The organism is Hahella sp. KA22 (assembly GCF_004135205.1).
Classification (GTDB): Bacteria; Pseudomonadota; Gammaproteobacteria; order Pseudomonadales; family Oleiphilaceae; genus Hahella.
This window is the reverse complement of sequence record NZ_CP035490.1, coordinates 3656034-3675373: the sequence shown is the minus strand read 5'-3', so window position 1 is coordinate 3675373 and position 19340 is coordinate 3656034. Positions and strand designations below refer to the sequence as shown.

Sequence of the window (19340 nt, the reverse complement as noted above, 5' to 3'; positions counted from 1 at the left end):
TACAATTTGTTTTTATTTAGAAAAAGATATTTTAATCGACTCAAAAAAGTAAATTGATTATATTGCACATCGCTGTGACATTTTTTCCAGGAGGGATGTATGAGGAGTAACTCACGGCCTTCATTAAAAGCCTTGGAAGTTTTTGAAGCAGTCGCCCGCCACCAGAGTTTTTCTAAAGCCTCAGAAGAACTGTGCATCAACCACAGCGGGGTCAGCAAGCATATCAAAGCCTTGGAGCTGCATTTCGAAAAGCGGCTGCTGGTGAGAAACAACAAGCAGGTGCAACTGACCGACAGCGGTCAGCGTCTGTGGGAACAACTCACCCAGGCCTTTGAAATCATTCGCGGCGCCTGCGGCATTCCCCACGAAAAGAATTTTATCGAGATCAAAGTGCCGGTCACCTTCGCTATCCGTTGGGTGCTGCCGCGTCTCAGTCGCATTCGCGAGGAAACCGAGCTTAACCTGAAGGTGACTACCGCCTGGCGTCATTCCGTCGACTTTTTGAAAGAACACTACGATATGGGCATCGTCTTTTGCGATGAGCCGTCCGATGAGTTCTTTTATGAGGAAAATCTGGTCGCGGTGTGCTCCAAGGACTACTACGAGCAGTTACAGGGACTGTCCGATCAGGAAATACTGAATCAGGCAAACTTCATCAGCCCCAACCCTTCCCTGTCCGACTGGGAGTTATATTTCTCCCACACCGGTCTGCCCGGCGCGCAAATCAGCGCAGACCGCATGCTGATCATGGATTCCATGGAGTCCGCCATCACCGCCGCGGTGAAATTCAGCGGCGTCGCCATCACCGATGTGCTGTACGTGCAGAGTGAACTGGCCAACGGGCAATTGATCAACGTATTTTCCCGCACCGTGAAAACCGGCCTGGGCTACAAACTGACCTGCGTCCCCTCGCTACGAGACAGCAGGGAGTACGAAACGCTGCTGCAATGGATCACCCGCGAGGCCAATAGTCAGCCAGCGCGCATCTTGAACAAAGAGGCCGTGACAGCAGAATAGCTGTGACCACGGTCTTTCTTCCTCGCCCTCTTTCCGCCGCGCTACGTTACCGCCTCCGCCGCCTTCGCTGAACCTTTCCGCCATCTTCTGCGTATCTTTCCCAGTACTCGTCAATGACATTGCAATAGCCTCAAACAGATACGCCCGACATGACTCAACACCGCATCGTTATCGTAGGCGCTTCCGGCGCTATTGGCGCCGCCCTCACTCATCGGTTCGCAAGTGAACCCGACGCCCAGGTATTTGCATTCTCCCGTTCACCTCGCACCTGGGGGAAAAGCAATATTCAGTCAGGCCGCCTGGATTATAGCGATGAGGAATCCATTCAACAGGCTGTGGAGATCGCCGCCGCTTCGGGTCCCATTGATAGAGTGATCGTTGCGGCGGGTCTTCTGCACACGGCGACTATGCGACCTGAGAAGGCGCTGAAAGAGTTGGAAAGAACGAACTTTGAAGCCTGCTTCCTCGCCAACGTGATTGGCCCGATGCTGGTTGCCAAGCACTTCCTCGGCCTCTTACATCCAAGCCGTCCTGCGGTTTTCGCCGCCTTATCCGCCAGAGTCGGCAGCATTTCCGATAACCGATTAGGCGGCTGGTATGCTTACCGCAGCTCTAAAGCCGCTCTTAATATGACGCTCAAGACCGCCAGCATTGAAGTGGCGCGCCGTAATAAACAGGCGATTGTCGTCGGCCTGCATCCCGGTACCGTCGCCAGCGCCCTCTCCGCCCCCTTTCTGGAACGCGTCCCACCACAACGGCTTTTTACGCCAGATCAGGCCGCTGGCCATCTCATGAAGGTTATCGAACGATTGCGCCCGGAAGACACCGGCAAACTATTCGCCTGGGACGGCAGCGAGATTCCGTTTTGACGCCCCGCAGACCACTGACAACAGGATAGCGCTCCCTAGAAAATATCCGCCGAGTCATCATCCTCTTCCGTGAAATCTATGATCGCCTCCCCCAGGGAGGCAGCCTTGGCTCGGCTGTAGAACTCTCCTGAATAGTCGCCGCCCAGCAGGACTACTGTTCTGTCAGTCTCGCCAAACAGATAAATCATTCGCTCTGAAGGCGCCGGCGCAGAGGTTTGGTCACGCAGTCGCGTAATGGTTTCTTTAAAGGCTTCTTTGGCGACTGGCTTGTCGATGTCCGCGCAACGCTGCTCCACTAGCGGTAAATACTGTTTGGCGTCCAAGTCGGCGATGGCGCATGCGGCGTAGGACAGATTCTTCGTATTTTCGGGATTCGCGAGAAAGGCCGCAGCGCCGTCCGCGTCACGGTTAATCATCCACAACGCGTAGCGGGTTTCCATGACGAATTGAGCGCCTTCATAACGCCACTCAAAGCTTTCCAGAAAAGACTCTAATACGCTCACGTCTCCCGCATACCCGCACAGCGATAGCGCAATCGCCACAGGGCCGGTCTTGCAGTTCAGTCCATAGGAAGCATCATCGTCACTGACTATCTTCAGCACATCCAGCAAGATGTCGTTAGCGTTGGGGATGCTGTAGCGCGTAAACTCCATAGCGAGCGCGCCCACCAGCCCATTGTTGGTTTCGTGGTATAGGGACGGCGTGAATCCATAGGATTTCAATTTCTCGCTACGCGCCTTCTTGGCGTATTCAAAATGCCGCTGAAAACTGGACGTCAGAAACTCCGTCGCCCGTTCGGCATACTCCGCTTTTTGCGTCCAACTGCGCAAAGTCGGCAGCCATGCGGATCTGTAGTCGTGATCTTCCACTTCAAGCTGTTGCGTCAACGAGTCTAAAAGCATGGAGAATGTGTTCTCGTCGCTCATATTCGCAAACAGGTAATAGCGATAGTCCTGTTCCGTATGCGCCATATGTTCATGCAACAACTGCATAAACGCATCGGAGGCGTTCGCCTTGGCGATAAGCGCATCGCAGAAGACGTGCAGACCATTTTCAACAGCGACAAAGCACTCTTTGCACAGCGCCTCGCGAATATCCCAATCAATCTCGTCACTCCATAACTCTTCGTTATTGAGAAAGTCATAGATCGGAGAAGTTTGACGACTGATCGTATTCAGCGTCGCCGCGAAATCCGCTTGGGAGGCATTGACTGCCGCCTCGATATTGTTTTCGATTTCAGCTTTGAGGGCATGTATAGCATCGTAAGGAATAGTCACGGGATCACATCTCTAAAGTGTTTATTCAGTCAGTGCGCGATTAAAGACGCGGCGAGGATATGCAATGAAACCCGGGCGCATTAATCAGCTTATAGAATGCGGGATAAAAACGAGGAAATAAATCACCTGCGGGCGTCAGGATCACATCCCAACGCCCGCTTCGACCTGTTTAAGCAGCGGCCACTACGGTGTAGCCGAGATAGCTGGTGTAAGCGATGTACACCGCCAGCAGAATGCCGCCTTCGACGCGGTTGATGCGGCCTTGTTTGCCTTTGAAGCCAAACCCCATGACGAACAGCGCCAGGGTGAGGCCGGCCATCAGCGACCAGTCGCGGTACAGAACTTCCGGTTGTACTTCCAGAGGATGAATCGCCGCAGCGATGCCGACAACGGTGAGGGTGTTGAACAGGTTGGAGCCGATGACGTTGCCGATAGCGAGGTCATGCTCGCCTTTACGGATCGCCGCCAGCGAAGACGCCAGCTCCGGCAGCGAGGTGCCGATGGCCACGACCGTCAGCCCGATGATCAGATCGCTGACGCCCAGACTGTGCGCTACAGTGACCGCGCCCCACACCAGAATACGCGAGCTGACGATCAGCAGAATCAAACCGGCGACCAGCCAGAATATTGCGTTTTTAATGGGCATCGGGTGCGCGATCATTTCGTCGTCCACTTCAGACGCCAGCACGTCCGAGCGCTGCTGCATACCTTCGCGGATGGTCCAGCCCATCAGGCCGGCGAACACCACCAGCAGAATCGCCGCATCCACGCGGGTCAGATCGCCATCCCATAACAAACCTGCTGACAGCAGTGTGATAGCAGCCAGAATCGGCAGTTCTTTACGCAGCACCTGCGAATGCACGGCGATGGGACTGATTATCGCCACCAGACCGAGAATCAAAGCAATGTTGGTGATGTTGGAACCGTAGCCGTTACCCAGCGCCAGACCGGGGTTGCCCTCCGACGCCGCCAGCGCCGACACCACCATTTCCGGGGCGGATGTGCCGAACCCCACGATCACCATCCCTATCAACAGGGGCGGCATGCCTCCATGCTTCGCCGTCGCGGCGGCGCCATCCACAAAACGATCTGCGCTCCAGACCAGCAGCGCCAGGCCAGCGACAATAGCAAGCAATGCAAGCATCATGCGATCACCTCGCAATTAACGGAATTCGGCGCATGCGCCTTGAGAATCAAGGGATTCCATGGAACGGAATCAGCGATATGAAGAGTAAGTAATTTCATTTTATGCAGCCTCTGGGGTGGAGAGATAAACGCCAAGACGCAGGAAAAGCATCCACCCCTGGGTGCTTTTCCTGCGTCTTAGGTCTCATCAATCCTGGGAGGGACACGACCGCCACGGACTTTGCGTCCGGAGACTGTTGACGACCGTCCCGGCCAGCGCCGGGAGACTACTCCCCTAAGAGTGGGCGAATCCTAACAAACTCCGCTCAAGGGAACAACCTAAAGCTTGCCACAGAGCCGCTCGCGCCGCTAAACGCCTTGCGCCCCGCGGCTTCGGCGCCATTAACAATCGCACAGGTTTCATTGCATTGCCTTCCTGCACTGCTACAATTCTGGTAACGGACCAGCTCAGGAAGAGAAGCAAGATGAAAGGCATCGTTTTCACCGAATTTCTGCAACTGGTGGAAGATAAATTCGGGCTTGAGGAAGTCGACGCTATTATTGAAGAATCCGGCGTGTCAGGGATATACACCTCCGTAGGCACCTACGACCACAGCGAAATGGTCGAACTGCTGCAAACGCTTAGCGCCCGTCACAGCGCTCCAATTCCTGACTTGTTGAAAACCTTCGGCGAACATCTCTTCGGCCGCTTCTATGTCCTGTATCCGCAGTTTTTCAAGGACATCCACGGCTCGTTCGACTTCCTCAGCAAAATCGACGTTTATATCCACCAGGAAGTGCAGAAGCTCTATCCAGACGCGGAACTGCCGCGTTTTGACTGTGCTCAGCCGCAGCCCAACCGACTGCTGCTGTATTACTACTCCACCCGACACCTGGAAGATCTGGCGGAAGGTTTGATAAAGGGCGCGCTAGCCCATTTCAATGACGGAGTCGTATTAAGTCAGCGAACCGAGGAAAAGGACCATATCACCTTTGAGCTGAATAAAATCCAATGACCACGATCGCCGTACTTGAACGCGCGCTCACCCGTGAGCGCGCCGCCCGACATCAGGCGGAACAACTGTTGGAGCTGAAAGCCAGCGAACTGTATGAAAGTCACCTGTTGCTGGAGGATGCGCTGCAGAAAACCGCCGCCATGGTGCATTCTCTCGGCGATATGGTCAAAGACCGCACCAAAAAGCTGGAGGAAGCGCGGGACGAGGCCATGGCCGCCAACAAAGCCAAAAGCCTGTTTATCGCCAATATGAGCCATGAAATCCGTACGCCCCTGAACGGGGTGATCGGCATGTTGCAGGCCATGATGCAGGGCGATCTGTCCCGCGAACAGAAAGCGCGCGCCAAAACCGCCCTCACCTCCGGCAAGCTCTTGCTGACGGTGATCAATGACTTGCTGGACTTCTCCAAGCTGGAGGCCGACAAAGTCAATCTGGAGCACATTCCTTTTTCACTCGGCCGCCTGTTGGACAGCTGTTTGCCCGTCGTATGCAGCCAGGCGTCCGATAAAGGCCTGACCCTGACGCTGACCCTGGCCGCCCATCTGCCCGATCAGATCATGGGCGATCCAACCCGACTCAAGCAGATCATCTGCAATCTGCTCTCCAATGCGGTGAAGTTCACCAAGCGGGGAGAAGTGTCGTTGTACTGCTACCCAGTGGAAGACCGTCTTGTATTGGGCGTGGCGGACACTGGCGTCGGCATTCCCACGGATCGGCAACAACAGATTTTCGAGCCTTTCAGCCAGGCGGACGACTCTCATACCCGGCGCTACGGCGGCACCGGACTGGGCTTGTCCATCAGCTCCCGTCTGGTGGACGCCATGGGCGGTCGTTTGCAAGTGCGCAGCGAACCCGGCGCTGGCGCGGACTTCTATTTCTCCTTGCCCTACCACTCTCTCTCCATGGATAGATCGACCCGTGAGCCGCCGCCTGCGCCCTGGGCGGACAAACCGATTCTATTGCTGGCGGAGGAATCCATTGCGCCATTTTTAAAGCGCAGCCTGCGTGAGCTCGGGGTGGACAACCTGACGCCGGCCAGCTCCACGGAGGAAGCCCTGAAAGCCCTGGACAACGCCTACCGTCCCTTCGATCTGATCCTGATTCACCAGCAGACGCCTCCGCTGGCGATACTGGATTGGCTACGCGACGGACATGGCGATCAGAACCTCACCGCCGTGCATGTCTTCGGCTCCCAGGTAGAACTGAAGAACGCGGACATCCAGTACTCCGAATTACGCTGCCCCATTCGCCCCCATGACCTGTTCGTGCTGCTACAAAACCATTATGTGGGCGAAATCCGCCGACCTTGTTGCCTGGATGACGACGCCGACGATCACAACGAGCAAAGCTGGTGGTTTGGCGGCTCCATGGTATTGCTGGCGGAGGATAATGTGATTAACCAGGAAGTTGCCATAGACCTTCTCGGCTCCGTCGGCGTCAAACCCGACGTGGTGGACAATGGCTTGTCCGCGGTTCACGCCGTCCAGGGTAAAGACTACGACCTCATTCTGATGGATGTGCAAATGCCGGAGCTTAACGGGCTCGACGCCGCCCGCGCAATCCGCGCTCTGGGAGGGCGCTATGCGGACATTCCCATTCTGGCGATGACCGCTCACGCGCAACAAAGTGATCGCGACCTGAGTCGGGACGCCGGCATGAATGGGCACATCGTCAAACCTTTCGCCGCCGAGGAGCTGTTCGAAACGCTAGGCCACTGGCTGCGCAGCAAAACCGCCGCTCCGCTGATGCAAGCGCCCCCTGCCGCCGCACCCGCAGGATGTCATGATATTCCCTCCCTGCCTGGCCTCAATATTACAGAAGCCTTACAGCGTCTGGGAGGACGCTGGCCCCTGTTACAACGTATTCTGAGCGGCTTCTACGAAAAATGGTCGGACAGCCCCGATGAACTGCAAACCCTGGCGGAACAGAACGCGCTGGGAGAAATCGCCATTATCACTCATGGCCTCAAAGGCAGCGGCGCGACCATTGGCGCCGAAGCTCTTGGCAAAGCCGCCGGAGCGGTGGAAAGCGCCGCCCGTGCAGGCGATCAAAGTCGAGCCCGCGATCTGATGGCGCCGCTATTGGAAGCGCTGGAAGAAGTATTGACCGGATTATCCCGTCTGGAACAGAACGAATCCCCTCCTGAACCTTCCATGCTCAGCAAAGAGCAACGCCCATTGCTGCCCCAGTTGATACAGCTAAGAGATTATCTGGAAAGCGATCTGGGACAGGCGCAGAAGTCTCTCGCCCAACTGCGCGCCTCCATCAGTGATCCGCCTCAGATCCGTATGTTGTCGGAATTGGAGGAGGCGCTGTTCCAATTCGATATCGAGCTGGCTCAAACCCACTTATCCCAACTTATTCAAACCCAGGGTGAACCACAATGAGCGACGAAAAGCCCCATGTGATGATCGTCGACGATTCGCCGAATGATCTGCATTTCCTGCTGGAGAACCTGAAAGACGAGTATGCGGTGCAAGCCGCCACCAGCGCCGCCAAAGCATTGCAGTTGGCGGAAAAAGATCCAGAGCTGGATGTAGTGCTGCTGGACGTGACCATGCCGGAAATGGACGGTTACGAATGCTGCCGGCGATTGAAGGCGAATCCCGCCACGCAACATATTGAGGTCATCTTCGTCTCCGCCCACGACACAGTAGAGGAAAAGCTGGCGGGTTACGACGCCGGCGGCCGGGATTATCTGATCAAACCCGCGCAACCGGACGTGCTGCGCAAGAAAGTGCGCATGGCTATCCAGCAGATGAAGCAGGCCAAGGAGGGCCAGGAGGCGCAACAGGCGGCCATGTCCACCGCCATGACCGCCATCACGGTCGCGGGCGAGCAAGGGGTGATTCTGGAATTCCTGCGCCGCAGTATGAAAGTTAACTCCCTCCCTGATCTGGCCGCCCTGATCATCGAGACGCTGGAAGAGTTCGATCTGCAGGGCACCGTACAGATCAACCTGGAGAACGAAAAAATCAGCCATAGCAGCAAAGGGTTCGTCTCCCCGCTGGAGTCTGAGCTGCTGCTCAAAGTCAAAGACCAGGAACAACGACTGTTGGAGTTCAATAAGCGTCTCCTGGTCAATATTCCTCCGTTCTCCCTGCTCGCGCCCAAAATGCCGGACGACGAAGAAAAGAAAGGCCGCGCCCGCGACAACTTATTGCTGTTATTGGAGTGCGCCGAATTTCGTCGTCAGGGATTGGAGAACCAGACTTTGATCGCCTTGGTGGAGGGTGTGTTGCTGGACAGCCGCAAAGCCTTGAAAGATATCAATGATATCCGCGAACGGCAGCACAAAACTGCGTTTCAGATTCTGGAGCAGACACTGGATGAACTGGTGATCGCCTACGACAGTCTGGCGTTGCTGGAAAGCCAGGAAGATACCCTGACCAAGGTGGTGCGCAGCGGGCTGGAGCGCACCTTCAAGACCTACGAGGAAGTAACAGATCTGGATGACCAGCTACAAGCCATCATCCATCGCATGGAAGATGTTCGCGGGGCGTAACTGCGCCCCGCAGCTGAGAGGATTCGCGACTTCGTTGTGGCGTCGTCGGCGGCAATTCTAAAAACGACGCCAACCCAACTGCGCCTGCCGCATTAACTTCTTTGTGCGTTGGCGGTAAGCGACGCCCCCATATCCAGCACGCACTGCGGTATGCGCTCCAGAGAGATTTCCCGGGTTACCGCACCGATTTTGGCCGCTTCCTTCGGCATACCGTAGACAATACAGGAACGTTCATCCTGACCAATGGTCAACGCGCCGGCATTGCGCATTTCCAGCAACCCTTTGGCGCCATCGTCGCCCATACCGGTCATGATGACTCCCAGCGCGTTGCGTCCCGCCGCCTGGGCCACCGAACGAAACAAAACGTCGACGGACGGTCGATGCCGGTTCACTGGGGGCCCGGACATGATCTCCACAAAATACTGCGCGCCACTGCGCCGCAATAGCATATGCTTGCCGCCGGGAGCAATCAGGGCGCGCCCAGGCGCTACCTGGAGGCCGCTTTCCGCCTCCAGAATTTCCAGCTCGCAGATACTGTTCAAGCGCTCAGCGAAAGCCGCGGTGAACTTTTCCGGCATGTGCTGCACGATAACGATGCCAGGGCAATTACGGGGTAAACGGGTCAGCACGTACTCCAACGCCTGAGTGCCGCCGGTGGAAGTGCCTAACGCAGCGATTTTATTGGCGCCGGCGATGACGCCGCCTGTACGCAGGGGAATCACTGCGTCCGCGGAGAATTTGGCGGGGAGCGCCATGGACTGGGCAGACGCCGTCGCGGCGGGCATATTGCGCATGTTGGCCTTCGCCGCCGCCTTGATTTCCATGATCAGCTCGCCAGCGGCGCTCTCCAGATATTCCTTCACCCCTACCGCAGGCTTGGCCACCACCGCCACCGCACCGGCGGCCAGCGCTTTCATGCTGGTCTGCGCGCCCTTGCTGGTCAGGGTGGAGCACATCACCACCGGCGTGGGCCGTTCCGCCATCAGTTTTTTCAAAAAGGTGATGCCGTCCATGCGCGGCATCTCCACATCAAGCACGATCACATCCGGCCACTGCTTGCTCATCCTCGATTGCGCGAAAATAGGGTCCGCCGCGGCGCCGATCACTTCAATATTTTTGTCCCGCTCCAGCACTTGTTGCAGCACCTGCCTGACCACAGCCGAGTCGTCCACCAGCAAGACCTTGATCTTAGCGTTCATCGGCTTCCCTTCCTTAGCCACACATCGCCGCTCCAGACGTCGAACACCAGATTGCGATGCGCCCGACCGCCCAGGTCTTCGCCCACCAATCGAAATCCATGCTGTTTGAGCAGGCGATACGCCGCTTCAATGTTTCGTTTACTCACGTTGATTGAAGACCCTTCCAACATCGAACTGCCTCCGAATATTTTCACTTCATACTCCTGCGGTCGCGTGCGCTCTTTCTTTAAGGCGTCTACCAATAGTTGCATTGCTTCGTCCGCATAGCGTCCGTCCAATCCCTGGTTGGACGCCGCGCCGTTGCGTTGCGGAAGCATATAATGACACATGCCTCCCAGGCGCTTTTGGGGATGCCACAACACCACCGCCACACAGGAGCCAAGCAGCGTTTTCATGCGGGTATCCGCGTCGGAGAAATACCATTCGCCCGGGTCCAGATAGACTTCCAGAATGTCCTGAGGCGCTTTGCCGGCGTCGATAAGGCTGGGAGCGTCTTTCTGAATCCAGACGTCCCCATTCCAAATATCGAAGATCAGGTTGCCGCTGCCGTTATGATCCAACGCCAGCTTGAAGCCAAAATCATGCAGCAACCTGCCCGCCTCTTTCGCCGTCTTGTCCGCATCAGGGCCATCGAAAACGAACAGCTTCGCCTCAAAGCGACGAGGCGGCGCGCCGGCGCGCACCATTTCCAATTGCAGCAGGCTCAGCGCCGCGTCCGCATAGGCCGCGTCCAGCGTTCGTCCGCCCGCTTCGCCGGCGTCCATGCGCACTTTCTTGAAGTGGCACATCCCGCCCAGCTTCAAATGCGGGTGCCACAGTGTGATGATCCCCCCCTCTCCGAGCAGGCTGCGAATGCGCGTGTCGGCCTCCGCCAGATACAACTCCCCTGCCTCCAGAAAGATCTCCAGGGGCACTTCCGGTTTAGTCGTTACGGTTTGCGATACACGGCGGGACATATTTGCTCTAGTTGCTCTGTCACGCCATTCAGACTCTCCGATCGACCGATAAACAAGTAACCGCCTTTGTGCAAATGTTGTATCAATTTGGCGATCAATTGGCGTTTGGTGTCCGCCTGAAAATAGATCATGACATTGCGTAAAAAAATCACGTCAAACTGCCCCAGATTGGGCAGTGTGGCGTTGAGATTAAGGTTTCTGAATTGCACGACCCCGCGCAATTTCTTATCCACCAGTAAATTTCCTTCCTCAGGGCCCACTCCTTTCAGGCAATAACGCCTCAGGTAATTCGGCGGCATATGCTGCGCCCGTTGCAGGGAATAACATCCGCGTTTGGCGTGGGTAAGCACATCGGTGGAAATGTCGGTGGCGAGAATTTCCCAGTTCGCCTGTCCCAGCGCATCGTCCAGCAGCATAGCGATACTGTAGGGCTCTTCTCCCGTGGAACAGGCTGCGCTCCACACCCGGAACGCCCGTCCGCGCGCGCGTTGCGGGAGAATATGCCGCTGCATGTAATCAAAGTGCTGGGGCTCGCGAAAGAAATAGGTTTCGTTGGTGGTCAACAGATTCAGCGCAATCTGGCGCTCTTCCGCATCGGCGTCGACCAACTTCAGGTAATCGCCATAGCTCTGCAGATTGTGCGCTTGCAGGCGTTTGGCGAGGCGACCGGTGACCAGATTTTTTTTGGCGTCGGTCAAAAAGATGCCTGCCGCGTCATGCACGAAACGTTTGACGATGGCGAAGTCCCTGTCGCCGATCCGATAGAGCTCGGACTTCGGCCCAGCGTTTTCGCTAGCGACGTTTTTGACCATCAGGCGACGCTCTCCTGCAGGACCTCCGCCAAATGGGTGATTTCATCCACGGACAGCACCTGATCAATATCCATGACGATGAAAAAACGGTCATCGGACTTCCACATGCCTTGAATGAAATCCACGCGGATCTTGGCGCCGAACGCCGGCGGCGGCTGAATGTTGGCGATGGGGATATCGATGACCGCGCTTACGCTGTCCACGATCACCCCCATATCATGGTTATCCTCACCCGAGCCGACCTCCACAATAATAATGCAGGTGCGACGGGTGATTTCCCGCTCCGTCTTGCTGAAGCGACTTCCCAAATCGATCACCGGCACCACGCGACCACGCAGGTTAATCACGCCGCGGATAAAGTCCGGCAAAGTCGGGATCGGGGTAATGCCGCCGTATTCAATGATTTCCTTCACTCCCAGCAGGGGAATCGCATACATATCCCCACTTTGCATAAAGGTGAGGTACTGGTCGCTGTCCGCAGGCTGGGCGTTTGTCTCCAGTGCCTGAGCCATATCCGCCTCCTTCCAGGCAGGGTTTTCCGATTAAAAACGGATGAAGTGCGCTTCATCCGGCTCCGGCGCTTCCGCCGCCGGCTTGTTGACCACCCGCAAAGGTTTGACCTTGGCGGGTTTCTTGGTCACGGCCTCTCGCTGGACCGGCGCCGGAGTTCGCGCCAGGGCGTGCTTGCTGTCGCCCAGCTTAAAGAACGCCATGATATGCTGCAGTTGCTGAGCCTGGCTGCTCAACTCTTCCGCCGTCGCAGCCAGTTCTTCGCTGGATGAGGCGTTGCTTTGCGTCACCTGACTGACCTGAGTCATCGCGGTGTTGACCTGGGCCACGCCACTGGCCTGTTCGGAACTGGCGGCGGCGATTTCCTGCACCAGACTGGCGGTTTTCACAATCGAGGGAACCAGCTCATCCAGCAAAGAGCCCGCCCGTTCGGCGCGGTCGACACTGTTGTCGGCGAGATTACTGATCTCCTGCGCTGCGGTCTGGCTGCGTTCCGCCAGCTTGCGCACTTCCGCCGCCACCACGGCGAAGCCCTTGCCGTGTTCGCCCGCACGCGCCGCTTCGATGGCGGCGTTCAGGGCCAGCAGGTTGGTCTGATACGCGATATCGTCGATGATTTTGATCTTGCCGGCGATATCGCGCATCGCCGTCACCGTGGCCTGCACCGCCTGGCCGCCTTCCTGCGCCTCCTGAGAGGACTTGGTGGCGATATCTTCGGTGACTTGCGCGTTTTCTGTGTTTTGCGAAATGCTCGCGTTCATCTGCTCCATGGAAGCGGTGGTCTCCTCCACGCTGGCCGCCTGTTCACTGGCGGCTTGCGACAGAGATTGCGCAGTGGAGCTGACCTCCTCGCTGGCGGAGGACAGGTTGTCCGCGGAGCCGCGCACATCGCTGATGATGTCAGTGAATTTTTCCACCATTTGCGACATCGCCGCCAGCACCTGGCCGGTCTCATCGCGGCTATTGACGTTGACGCTTACGTTTAAATCTCCTTCAGACAAACGATAGGCTACATCCGCCGCATGCCCCAGGGGACGTGATATGGCCCGTGAAATAACGAACCCCAACAGCAGGCCCAATATGGCGGAGACGCTGATCACCGCCAGCATCAGGGCTTTACTGGCGGCGTACAGTTCATCGTTGGACTTGGACGTGGCTTCCGCATTATTCTCAATCACTTGCACCAGCTCACTCATCAGACTATCCAGCATATCCGCTTTCGGACGCAGAGTGGTCATGGCGAAATCCACTGAGTCGCGGTTGGACATCAGACTTTCCTGTCTGACGATATTCAACAGGCGGTCCCGCAGTGGAACATACTCCTGATAGGCGCGATCAAGGTCTTTATACAGACGTTTCGCCTCTTCCGTTTCAGCAATGCTTTTAGCGACGCTCAGCTCGGTCTGCATCGCGGAATCGAACTCCTGCACCGAGCGCATAAAGGCCTCGCGCTCCTCCATAGTGCTCGACAGCATCAGGTTTCGCAGCGCGCGGCTTTGGTTGAGGAGCTGGATATTGGCTTCTTTGATGTGGGAAATGCCCAAGGTGTCGCGTTGATACATCTTGGTGTCGGATTCGTTGATTTTGCCCATGCTGTTGATGCCGAGATAGCCCACCACCGACATCAGTACAAGCATCAGCAGAAAAGAGCCTAGCAGCTTTACCGAGACTTTCAGATTATTAAACCAGCCCATGATCCCTCTCCCATATTTCCAGTGTTTCTCTATGCATTACTGGCGTTTGGTCAATACATTCACTACGTCAGACATAGGATCCATCCCCCCGTTAACCGGTCGCCATTTTCCTGCCCACATAATGGTTCTGAGCGTTTTCCGCCCGGGTGACCAGTTCTGGAATATCCAGAATCAGTCCCACGTCGCCGCTTCCCAGCAGCGTGCATCCACTGACCCATTTCAACGGCGTAAAGATGTCGCCCAAGGGTTTGATGACAGTCTGCAGCTCCCCCATTAAACGATCCACGACCAGCCCCGCGCGGCGGCCTGCGTATTGGACCACCACTACGCTTTGCCGGTCGGAGGGACGGCCATCGATGCTGAACAAATCCCGCAGTCGCAGAAACGGCAGCGCCAGCCCGCGCAGGCCCATAAAGTCGCCGCCGCCGTCGCCATTCAGCTCGACGCATTCGTCCACCATCTCCAGAGGCACCACATACTTGCTGTCCCCCACGCCCACCAGAAAACCATTGATGATGGCCAGGGTCAGCGGCAGTCGCAGACGAATGGTGGAGCCTTTGCCCAGTTCGCTTTCCACTTCCACGCTGCCGCGCAGTTCTTCCAGAGTTTTCTTCACGGCGTCCATGCCCACGCCCCGGCCGGAAACATTGGTCACTTGCTCCGCGGTGGAAAAACCGGGTTCGAAAATAAGCTTGAAGATCTCGCCGTCGCTCATCCCTTCCGCGCTGCGAATCAGCTGCTTTTCAATCGCTTTGGCGACAATTTTCTCTGGGTTCATGCCGCCGCCGTCATCGCTGACTTCAATGACGATGCTGCCGCGCTCATGAAAGGCGTTCAGCCGGATCACGCCAGTGGCCGGCTTACCTCGCTCACGCCGCAGCGTGTCCGATTCGATGCCGTGGTCGATGGCGTTGCGCACCAAGTGGGTCAAGGGCTCGCTGATACGCTCCACCAGGGTTTTGTCGAGGTCCGTGTCGCCGCCGCTGACCACCAGACGGATATCCTTGCCCAGATCGCGGGCGAGATCGCGCACGACACGCTGGAAACGATTGAAGGTATCGCCGATCTGCACCATACGCAGACTGAGCGCGCAATCGCGCACGGCTTCGATGAAGCGGGTGGAGTTGGCGACGGATTCGTCCAAAAGCGATTCCCGAATGTGCTCCGCCTTCACCCGCACTTCCGCATTGGCGATCATCAGCTCGCCGATCAGGTTGATAAGGTGATCCAGCTTTTGCGCATCCACTTTAAGGAAGCTGTCCTGACGCTGTTTTTTTATCACCCCGGCCTGCTTTTCCAGCGCCGTATTAACCGTTTTCTCCTGTACGGCGTGACGGGCCACCAGAATTTCTCCCAGTCTGGGTCTTTCCGGCACGCTTTCCTGCTGTTTCAGCGCCTGTTCAAGTTCACTACGGGTGACGGCGCCGCTCTCAAGCAGTATCTCTCCGAGACGTTGATCCTCATCTGGAGCTTCCTCAATGGCTTTGTCCCAGGCGTCCGGATCGCCCACTGGCGTAATGCGGACTTCGCTGCTGGCGCTGACGAACTCGAAGGCGTCTTCGATTTCTTCTTTGGCCTGCTCGGTGATAAGGTCCATTTCAAAGGCGAGATAACAGGACTCCGGGTCCATTTCCTCCGCCGCCGGCATATGCCCGCAGAACGTCGTAACCCGGGACAGCTCGCCAAGCGTGGAGATATAGTGCAGGATGCTGAGCGGGTCCATACCATCGCGCAGCAGATCGCGACCGCAGCGCAGCGAGATATGCCAGCCGCGGGCGCCCTGACGGTCCTCGTCAGCCTCGGCTTCAAGCGTCGCGGCGACGCTGGCGGAGCCGGGCAAATAGCGTTGCAATTGCGCCTGCAGGGCGGCGCCTTTACGCAGCAGCTCGTCTTCCACCTCACCGGCCAGGGAGCTTTCCACCAGCCGCCCAATCTGGTCGCCACAACTCAACAGCAGACTGATCAGATCGCCGTCAATGTCCAGGCGACCATCACGAACAGCATCCAGCACTCCTTCCACATCGTGAGTAAAGGCGACGACATGGTCCAGCCCAAACAGCCCACCGGACCCTTTAATGGTGTGCGCGGCGCGAAACACCGCATCCACCAGCTCCTTTTTGGCGCCCTCCTCCTCCAGGGTCAGCAGCGACTGCTCCATTTCCACCAGCAGTTCTTTGCTTTCCTGGGCGAAGGCCTTTAAGGCGCCGCTGAAATCCAGGCTCATTTTCCTTCTTCCCTTTCCGTGACGCAGACTGCGGATTGCAGCGCCGAGTAACGCTTATCGGCAAGCGCGAATCCTGTCAGCCCGGCAAGTCTTATTCGCCATATCGGCTTTTGGTCGCCATCCGGGCGTGCGAGAAGGGCTCCTTCCCGGGCCGCCGCCATTGGCGGCCCTAGTTGTTAAACCAGCAGACAAACAGCGTCCTCCCATTTGTCTGCAACCACAGGACCTGCACATGTACGGCCCTGTCTCCCGCGGCTTGCCGCCGCTATTCCAGCATGTCGGCGAGCCCGGTCAACGTGAACACTTTGTCTACCGCCTCACTGGCGTTCACCAACCGCGCGCCCCGATCCCGCTTGGCCAGGATCAACAATTGCAAGCCCGCTCCGTCCAGTTCCGTCAATTGACTGAGATCGATGTCGACGTCCTTGTGCTCCAGCAGCGACGCTTTAGCGTCCGCCGCGCAATAGATCGTCAACTCGCCGCTCAGGGCAAGCCGGTTTTGCTGGGGATCGTGCTGGGAGTCTATGCTCATCCTGTTTTCCTCCCTGGACGGTGCGCTGCGAGTCAGGGCAGTATTAATTTCTGGACGGCTTTAAGCATGGCTTCCGGGCGGAACGGTTTCACCATCCACGCCTTGGCGCCCGCCATCTGACCTTCCATACGTTTATCTTCGGTGCTTTCGGTCGTCAACATGATGACCGGAGTGAATTTGTATTCAGGCAGGCTTTTAAGCTCTTTGACGAAGGAGATGCCGTCCATGACGGGCATGTTCACGTCGCAGACAATCAAGCTGGGCTTGGCGTCAGGCAACTTTCCCAGGGCGTCCTGGCCGTTTTCCGCCTGTATTACGTTGTAGCCTGCGGACTTGAGCGTAATGTCCACCATTTGCCGCAGAGAGATGGAATCGTCAATGATCAGAATGGTCTTCGCCATAGCAGTCGTCCATTAGCGCCGTGCGTTGTTGGTCTTCCAGTTGCGCCTGTGAATGATTCGGCCTCATGGATGACGGCGACGCCGAATCATCAACAAACTCTTAAGATACCGTCCTAAATAATTAATCAATAAAAGTAGATTAAGTGTAGTTCAAAATTTAGCCATAAAATCCAGCTATGCAAGTCTCGCCAGCCTTTCCAGGCGCCTTAAGCCGGCGCCTTAAGTCCATTGAACAGCATCGCCGTCGCGTTGGCGGCGGGCGCCGGCCTGCTGAATAAAAATCCTTGCGCCTCATGACAGCCGAGGCTGCGCAACCGCTTCAGTTGATCCGCCGTTTCTATGCCCTCGGCGATAACCTTGAAGCCCATATGCTCGGCAATGGCGAGAATCGCCTTGACGATGGCGGAATCGTCACCGGAGTCGCAGATATTGCTGATGAACGAGCGGTCGATCTTCAAGCGGTTGAAGGGATATTTGCGCAGGTATTCCAAATTGCTGTAGCCGGTGCCGAAATCGTCAATGGCGATATCGAAACCCTGACTCCATAACTCCCGCAATTGTCCGCCGCCTTTCGGGTCCATCAGGCTGGTTTCCGTCAGCTCCAGTTCGAAGTCATTGGGGGACAGATGATAGCGGGTGAAAAGATCGACGAAGTCCTGGGTGAACTCATCCCGATGCAGCTGCACCGGCGAGATATTTATCGCCATGCGCAGACGCTTGCCCGCCCGCTTCCAAAGCGCAATCTGCTGGCACACCTGCTCCATCATCCACAGGCTGATGTCGTAGATCTGCCCGTTTTCCTCCGCCAGAGGAATGAAGCGCGCCGGACTGATATGCCCTTTCTCCGGAGTTTTCCAGCGCAACAGCGCCTCAAACCCTACCAGGGACTCATGCAGAATATCCACCTGAGGCTGGTAATAGACTTCAAACTGTTGCTCCCGCACCGCCTGAAACAGCGCCCGCGACATCCACCAGCGTTCGTGGTTCTCCACGTCCATTTCCGGCGCAAAGCGTTTTACCAGATTACTTCCCTCTTTTCTGGCTTCCAGGCCCGCAATTTCCGCATGGTTGAACAGCACCATCCACTCTAAGCGCGGATGCGGCGGCGGCGCATACCCCACGGAGAACTTGAGAAAGAACTCTTGTCCCTCCACCATGATCGGCAGACTCAACTTTTGCTGTAGCTTGCGCAGGTGTCCCGCGCCCGTTTCTTCGTCAGCCTCAAGCACCACGCCATATTTGCCGGAACCCAGGCAGCCCAGCAGCATGCCCGGCGGAAAAATGGACGACATGCGCTCCACCACAGCGCGACTGACCTGACGTTCGGACTGATCGCGGTCATGGCTGCTGAGCAAGCCAATCAGGGTCTGATCCATATCCACTTCGCAGACGCACACGCAGACATTGGCGTTGCTTTTCTGCTTGATGAGGGTGTCGATCAACTCCATCAAAATATCTTTCTTCGGCAAGCCGGTGACGGAATCGTATTCCTCCAGCAGGCGCAGATTCTGATGTTGAAAATCGTGAAGCTTCTTAAGCTTGAGCAGGTTGTTAACCCGCGCCAGCAATTCGCGCCGGTTAAACGGCTTGCTGACGTAATCCTCCGCGCCGCACTCCAGTCCCGACACGCAGGAATCGCGGTCGGCCAGCGCCGTGAGAAGGATGATAGGAATGTGTTTCCAGTGTTCCTGTGCCTTGATTTCGCGGGTCAACTCAAACCCGGTTTTGCCGGGCATCATAACGTCCAGAATAATCAAATCCGGCTCGTAACTGGCGACGGCGCCAATCACTTCATTGGCGTCATTGAGAGGAAAGGCGTCAAATCCCTGCGCCCGAAAGATATCCGTAAGCAGTTTGGTGTTGCGCTGCTCGTCATCAACAATAAGCAGCCTGCTACCGGTGAGTGGGTGCATGACTACAGGCTCCTGCCGTTGCAAGGATGAATGTTACAGAACAAGGATTATCAGCGAAGAAAGATCCCTCTTTAGCCACGGGGGAAGAGTCTCGCATTCAGGCGTTGGCCCGACTAATCAGCTCCATGAGCATCTGTCTCTTAATACAGCTCTGAATTTGATTTTTGTCAAATTAGCGGTAGTTTTTATAGATATGCGCTTCCGCAAAACGATCAGGGACGGGAAGTCGGCGGCGCGCTTCTTCCCTCCCCGTAACGACGACTGCGACTGCGGCCATTTCCGCCTGGAGG

16 protein-coding genes are annotated in these 19340 nt (G+C 56.6%); 5 read left to right on the top strand and 11 right to left on the bottom strand.

Annotated features, from left to right (window positions below; all coding sequences use genetic code 11):
* Window positions 1-99 precede the first annotated feature (99 nt).
* A complete protein-coding gene (locus EUZ85_RS16390) occupies window positions 100-1017 on the top strand; it encodes a LysR family transcriptional regulator (RefSeq protein WP_127970298.1) in 918 nt (305 codons plus the stop codon).
* A 149-nt stretch (window positions 1018-1166) separates the two neighbouring features.
* Window positions 1167-1886, top strand: coding sequence for an SDR family NAD(P)-dependent oxidoreductase (locus tag EUZ85_RS16385; protein WP_127970297.1), 720 nt, complete (start codon window positions 1167-1169; stop codon window positions 1884-1886).
* A gap of 35 nt (window positions 1887-1921) precedes the next feature.
* Here the strand turns inward: EUZ85_RS16385 and EUZ85_RS16380 are convergent, their stop codons facing one another.
* Both EUZ85_RS16380 and EUZ85_RS16375 read right to left on the bottom strand, forming a co-directional pair.
* A complete protein-coding gene (locus tag EUZ85_RS16380) occupies window positions 1922-3163 on the bottom strand; it encodes a hypothetical protein (protein ID WP_127970296.1) in 1242 nt (413 codons plus the stop codon).
* Window positions 3164-3332: 169 nt separating this feature from the next.
* On the bottom strand, window positions 3333-4310 hold the full coding sequence (locus tag EUZ85_RS16375) for a calcium/sodium antiporter (RefSeq protein WP_127970295.1): 978 nt from the start codon (window positions 4308-4310) through the stop codon (window positions 3333-3335).
* A 463-nt stretch (window positions 4311-4773) separates the two neighbouring features.
* On the opposite strand from EUZ85_RS16375, the gene EUZ85_RS16370 reads away from it, so the two are divergent.
* Genes EUZ85_RS16370 through EUZ85_RS16360 form a run of 3 tightly spaced genes read left to right on the top strand, consistent with a single transcriptional unit; the run spans window position 4774 to window position 8809 of the window.
* Entirely contained in the window at window positions 4774-5304 is a 531-nt protein-coding gene (locus tag EUZ85_RS16370) for a heme NO-binding domain-containing protein (protein WP_127970294.1), read from the top strand.
* Window positions 5301-7691, top strand: coding sequence for an ATP-binding protein (locus tag EUZ85_RS16365; RefSeq protein WP_127970293.1), 2391 nt, complete (start codon window positions 5301-5303; stop codon window positions 7689-7691). Before EUZ85_RS16370 ends, EUZ85_RS16365 begins: the two co-directional genes overlap by 4 nt.
* Window positions 7688-8809, top strand: a complete 1122-nt coding sequence (locus EUZ85_RS16360) for a response regulator (RefSeq protein WP_127970292.1) — start codon at window positions 7688-7690, stop codon at window positions 8807-8809. The genes EUZ85_RS16365 and EUZ85_RS16360 overlap by 4 nt, the downstream gene beginning before the upstream one ends.
* A gap of 92 nt (window positions 8810-8901) precedes the next feature.
* On the opposite strand, the gene EUZ85_RS16355 is transcribed toward EUZ85_RS16360, so the two are convergent.
* From EUZ85_RS16355 to EUZ85_RS16315, 9 genes are all read right to left on the bottom strand, one after another.
* Window positions 8902-10008: a chemotaxis response regulator protein-glutamate methylesterase gene (locus tag EUZ85_RS16355; RefSeq protein WP_127970291.1), complete on the bottom strand. Its 1107-nt coding sequence runs from the start codon at window positions 10006-10008 to the stop codon at window positions 8902-8904.
* The gene (locus EUZ85_RS31385) at window positions 10005-10964 is read right to left on the bottom strand and encodes a chemotaxis protein CheD (RefSeq protein ID WP_206618076.1); all 960 of its coding nucleotides are present in this window, start codon (window positions 10962-10964) and stop codon (window positions 10005-10007) included. Before EUZ85_RS31385 ends, EUZ85_RS16355 begins: the two co-directional genes overlap by 4 nt.
* Window positions 10937-11776 (bottom strand): protein-glutamate O-methyltransferase CheR, encoded by an 840-nt coding sequence (locus EUZ85_RS16345; RefSeq protein ID WP_127970290.1) that lies wholly within the window; start codon window positions 11774-11776, stop codon window positions 10937-10939. The genes EUZ85_RS31385 and EUZ85_RS16345 overlap by 28 nt, the downstream gene beginning before the upstream one ends.
* Window positions 11776-12288, bottom strand: a complete 513-nt coding sequence (locus EUZ85_RS16340; protein WP_127970289.1) for a chemotaxis protein CheW — start codon at window positions 12286-12288, stop codon at window positions 11776-11778. Before EUZ85_RS16340 ends, EUZ85_RS16345 begins: the two co-directional genes overlap by 1 nt.
* Before the next feature lie 30 nt (window positions 12289-12318).
* On the bottom strand, window positions 12319-13980 hold the full coding sequence (locus EUZ85_RS16335; RefSeq protein WP_127970288.1) for a methyl-accepting chemotaxis protein: 1662 nt from the start codon (window positions 13978-13980) through the stop codon (window positions 12319-12321).
* Between the two features lie 91 nt (window positions 13981-14071).
* Window positions 14072-16204, bottom strand: coding sequence for a chemotaxis protein CheA (locus EUZ85_RS16330; RefSeq protein WP_127970287.1), 2133 nt, complete (start codon window positions 16202-16204; stop codon window positions 14072-14074).
* A 265-nt stretch (window positions 16205-16469) separates the two neighbouring features.
* On the bottom strand, window positions 16470-16736 hold the full coding sequence (locus EUZ85_RS16325; protein ID WP_127970286.1) for a lipid asymmetry maintenance protein MlaB: 267 nt from the start codon (window positions 16734-16736) through the stop codon (window positions 16470-16472).
* A 32-nt stretch (window positions 16737-16768) separates the two neighbouring features.
* Complete coding sequence (locus EUZ85_RS16320; protein WP_127970285.1) at window positions 16769-17137, bottom strand: response regulator; 369 nt, start codon at window positions 17135-17137, stop codon at window positions 16769-16771.
* A 206-nt stretch (window positions 17138-17343) separates the two neighbouring features.
* Window positions 17344-19050: a bifunctional diguanylate cyclase/phosphodiesterase gene (locus EUZ85_RS16315; RefSeq protein WP_127970284.1), complete on the bottom strand. Its 1707-nt coding sequence runs from the start codon at window positions 19048-19050 to the stop codon at window positions 17344-17346.
* Between the last annotated feature and the right edge of the window lie 290 nt (window positions 19051-19340).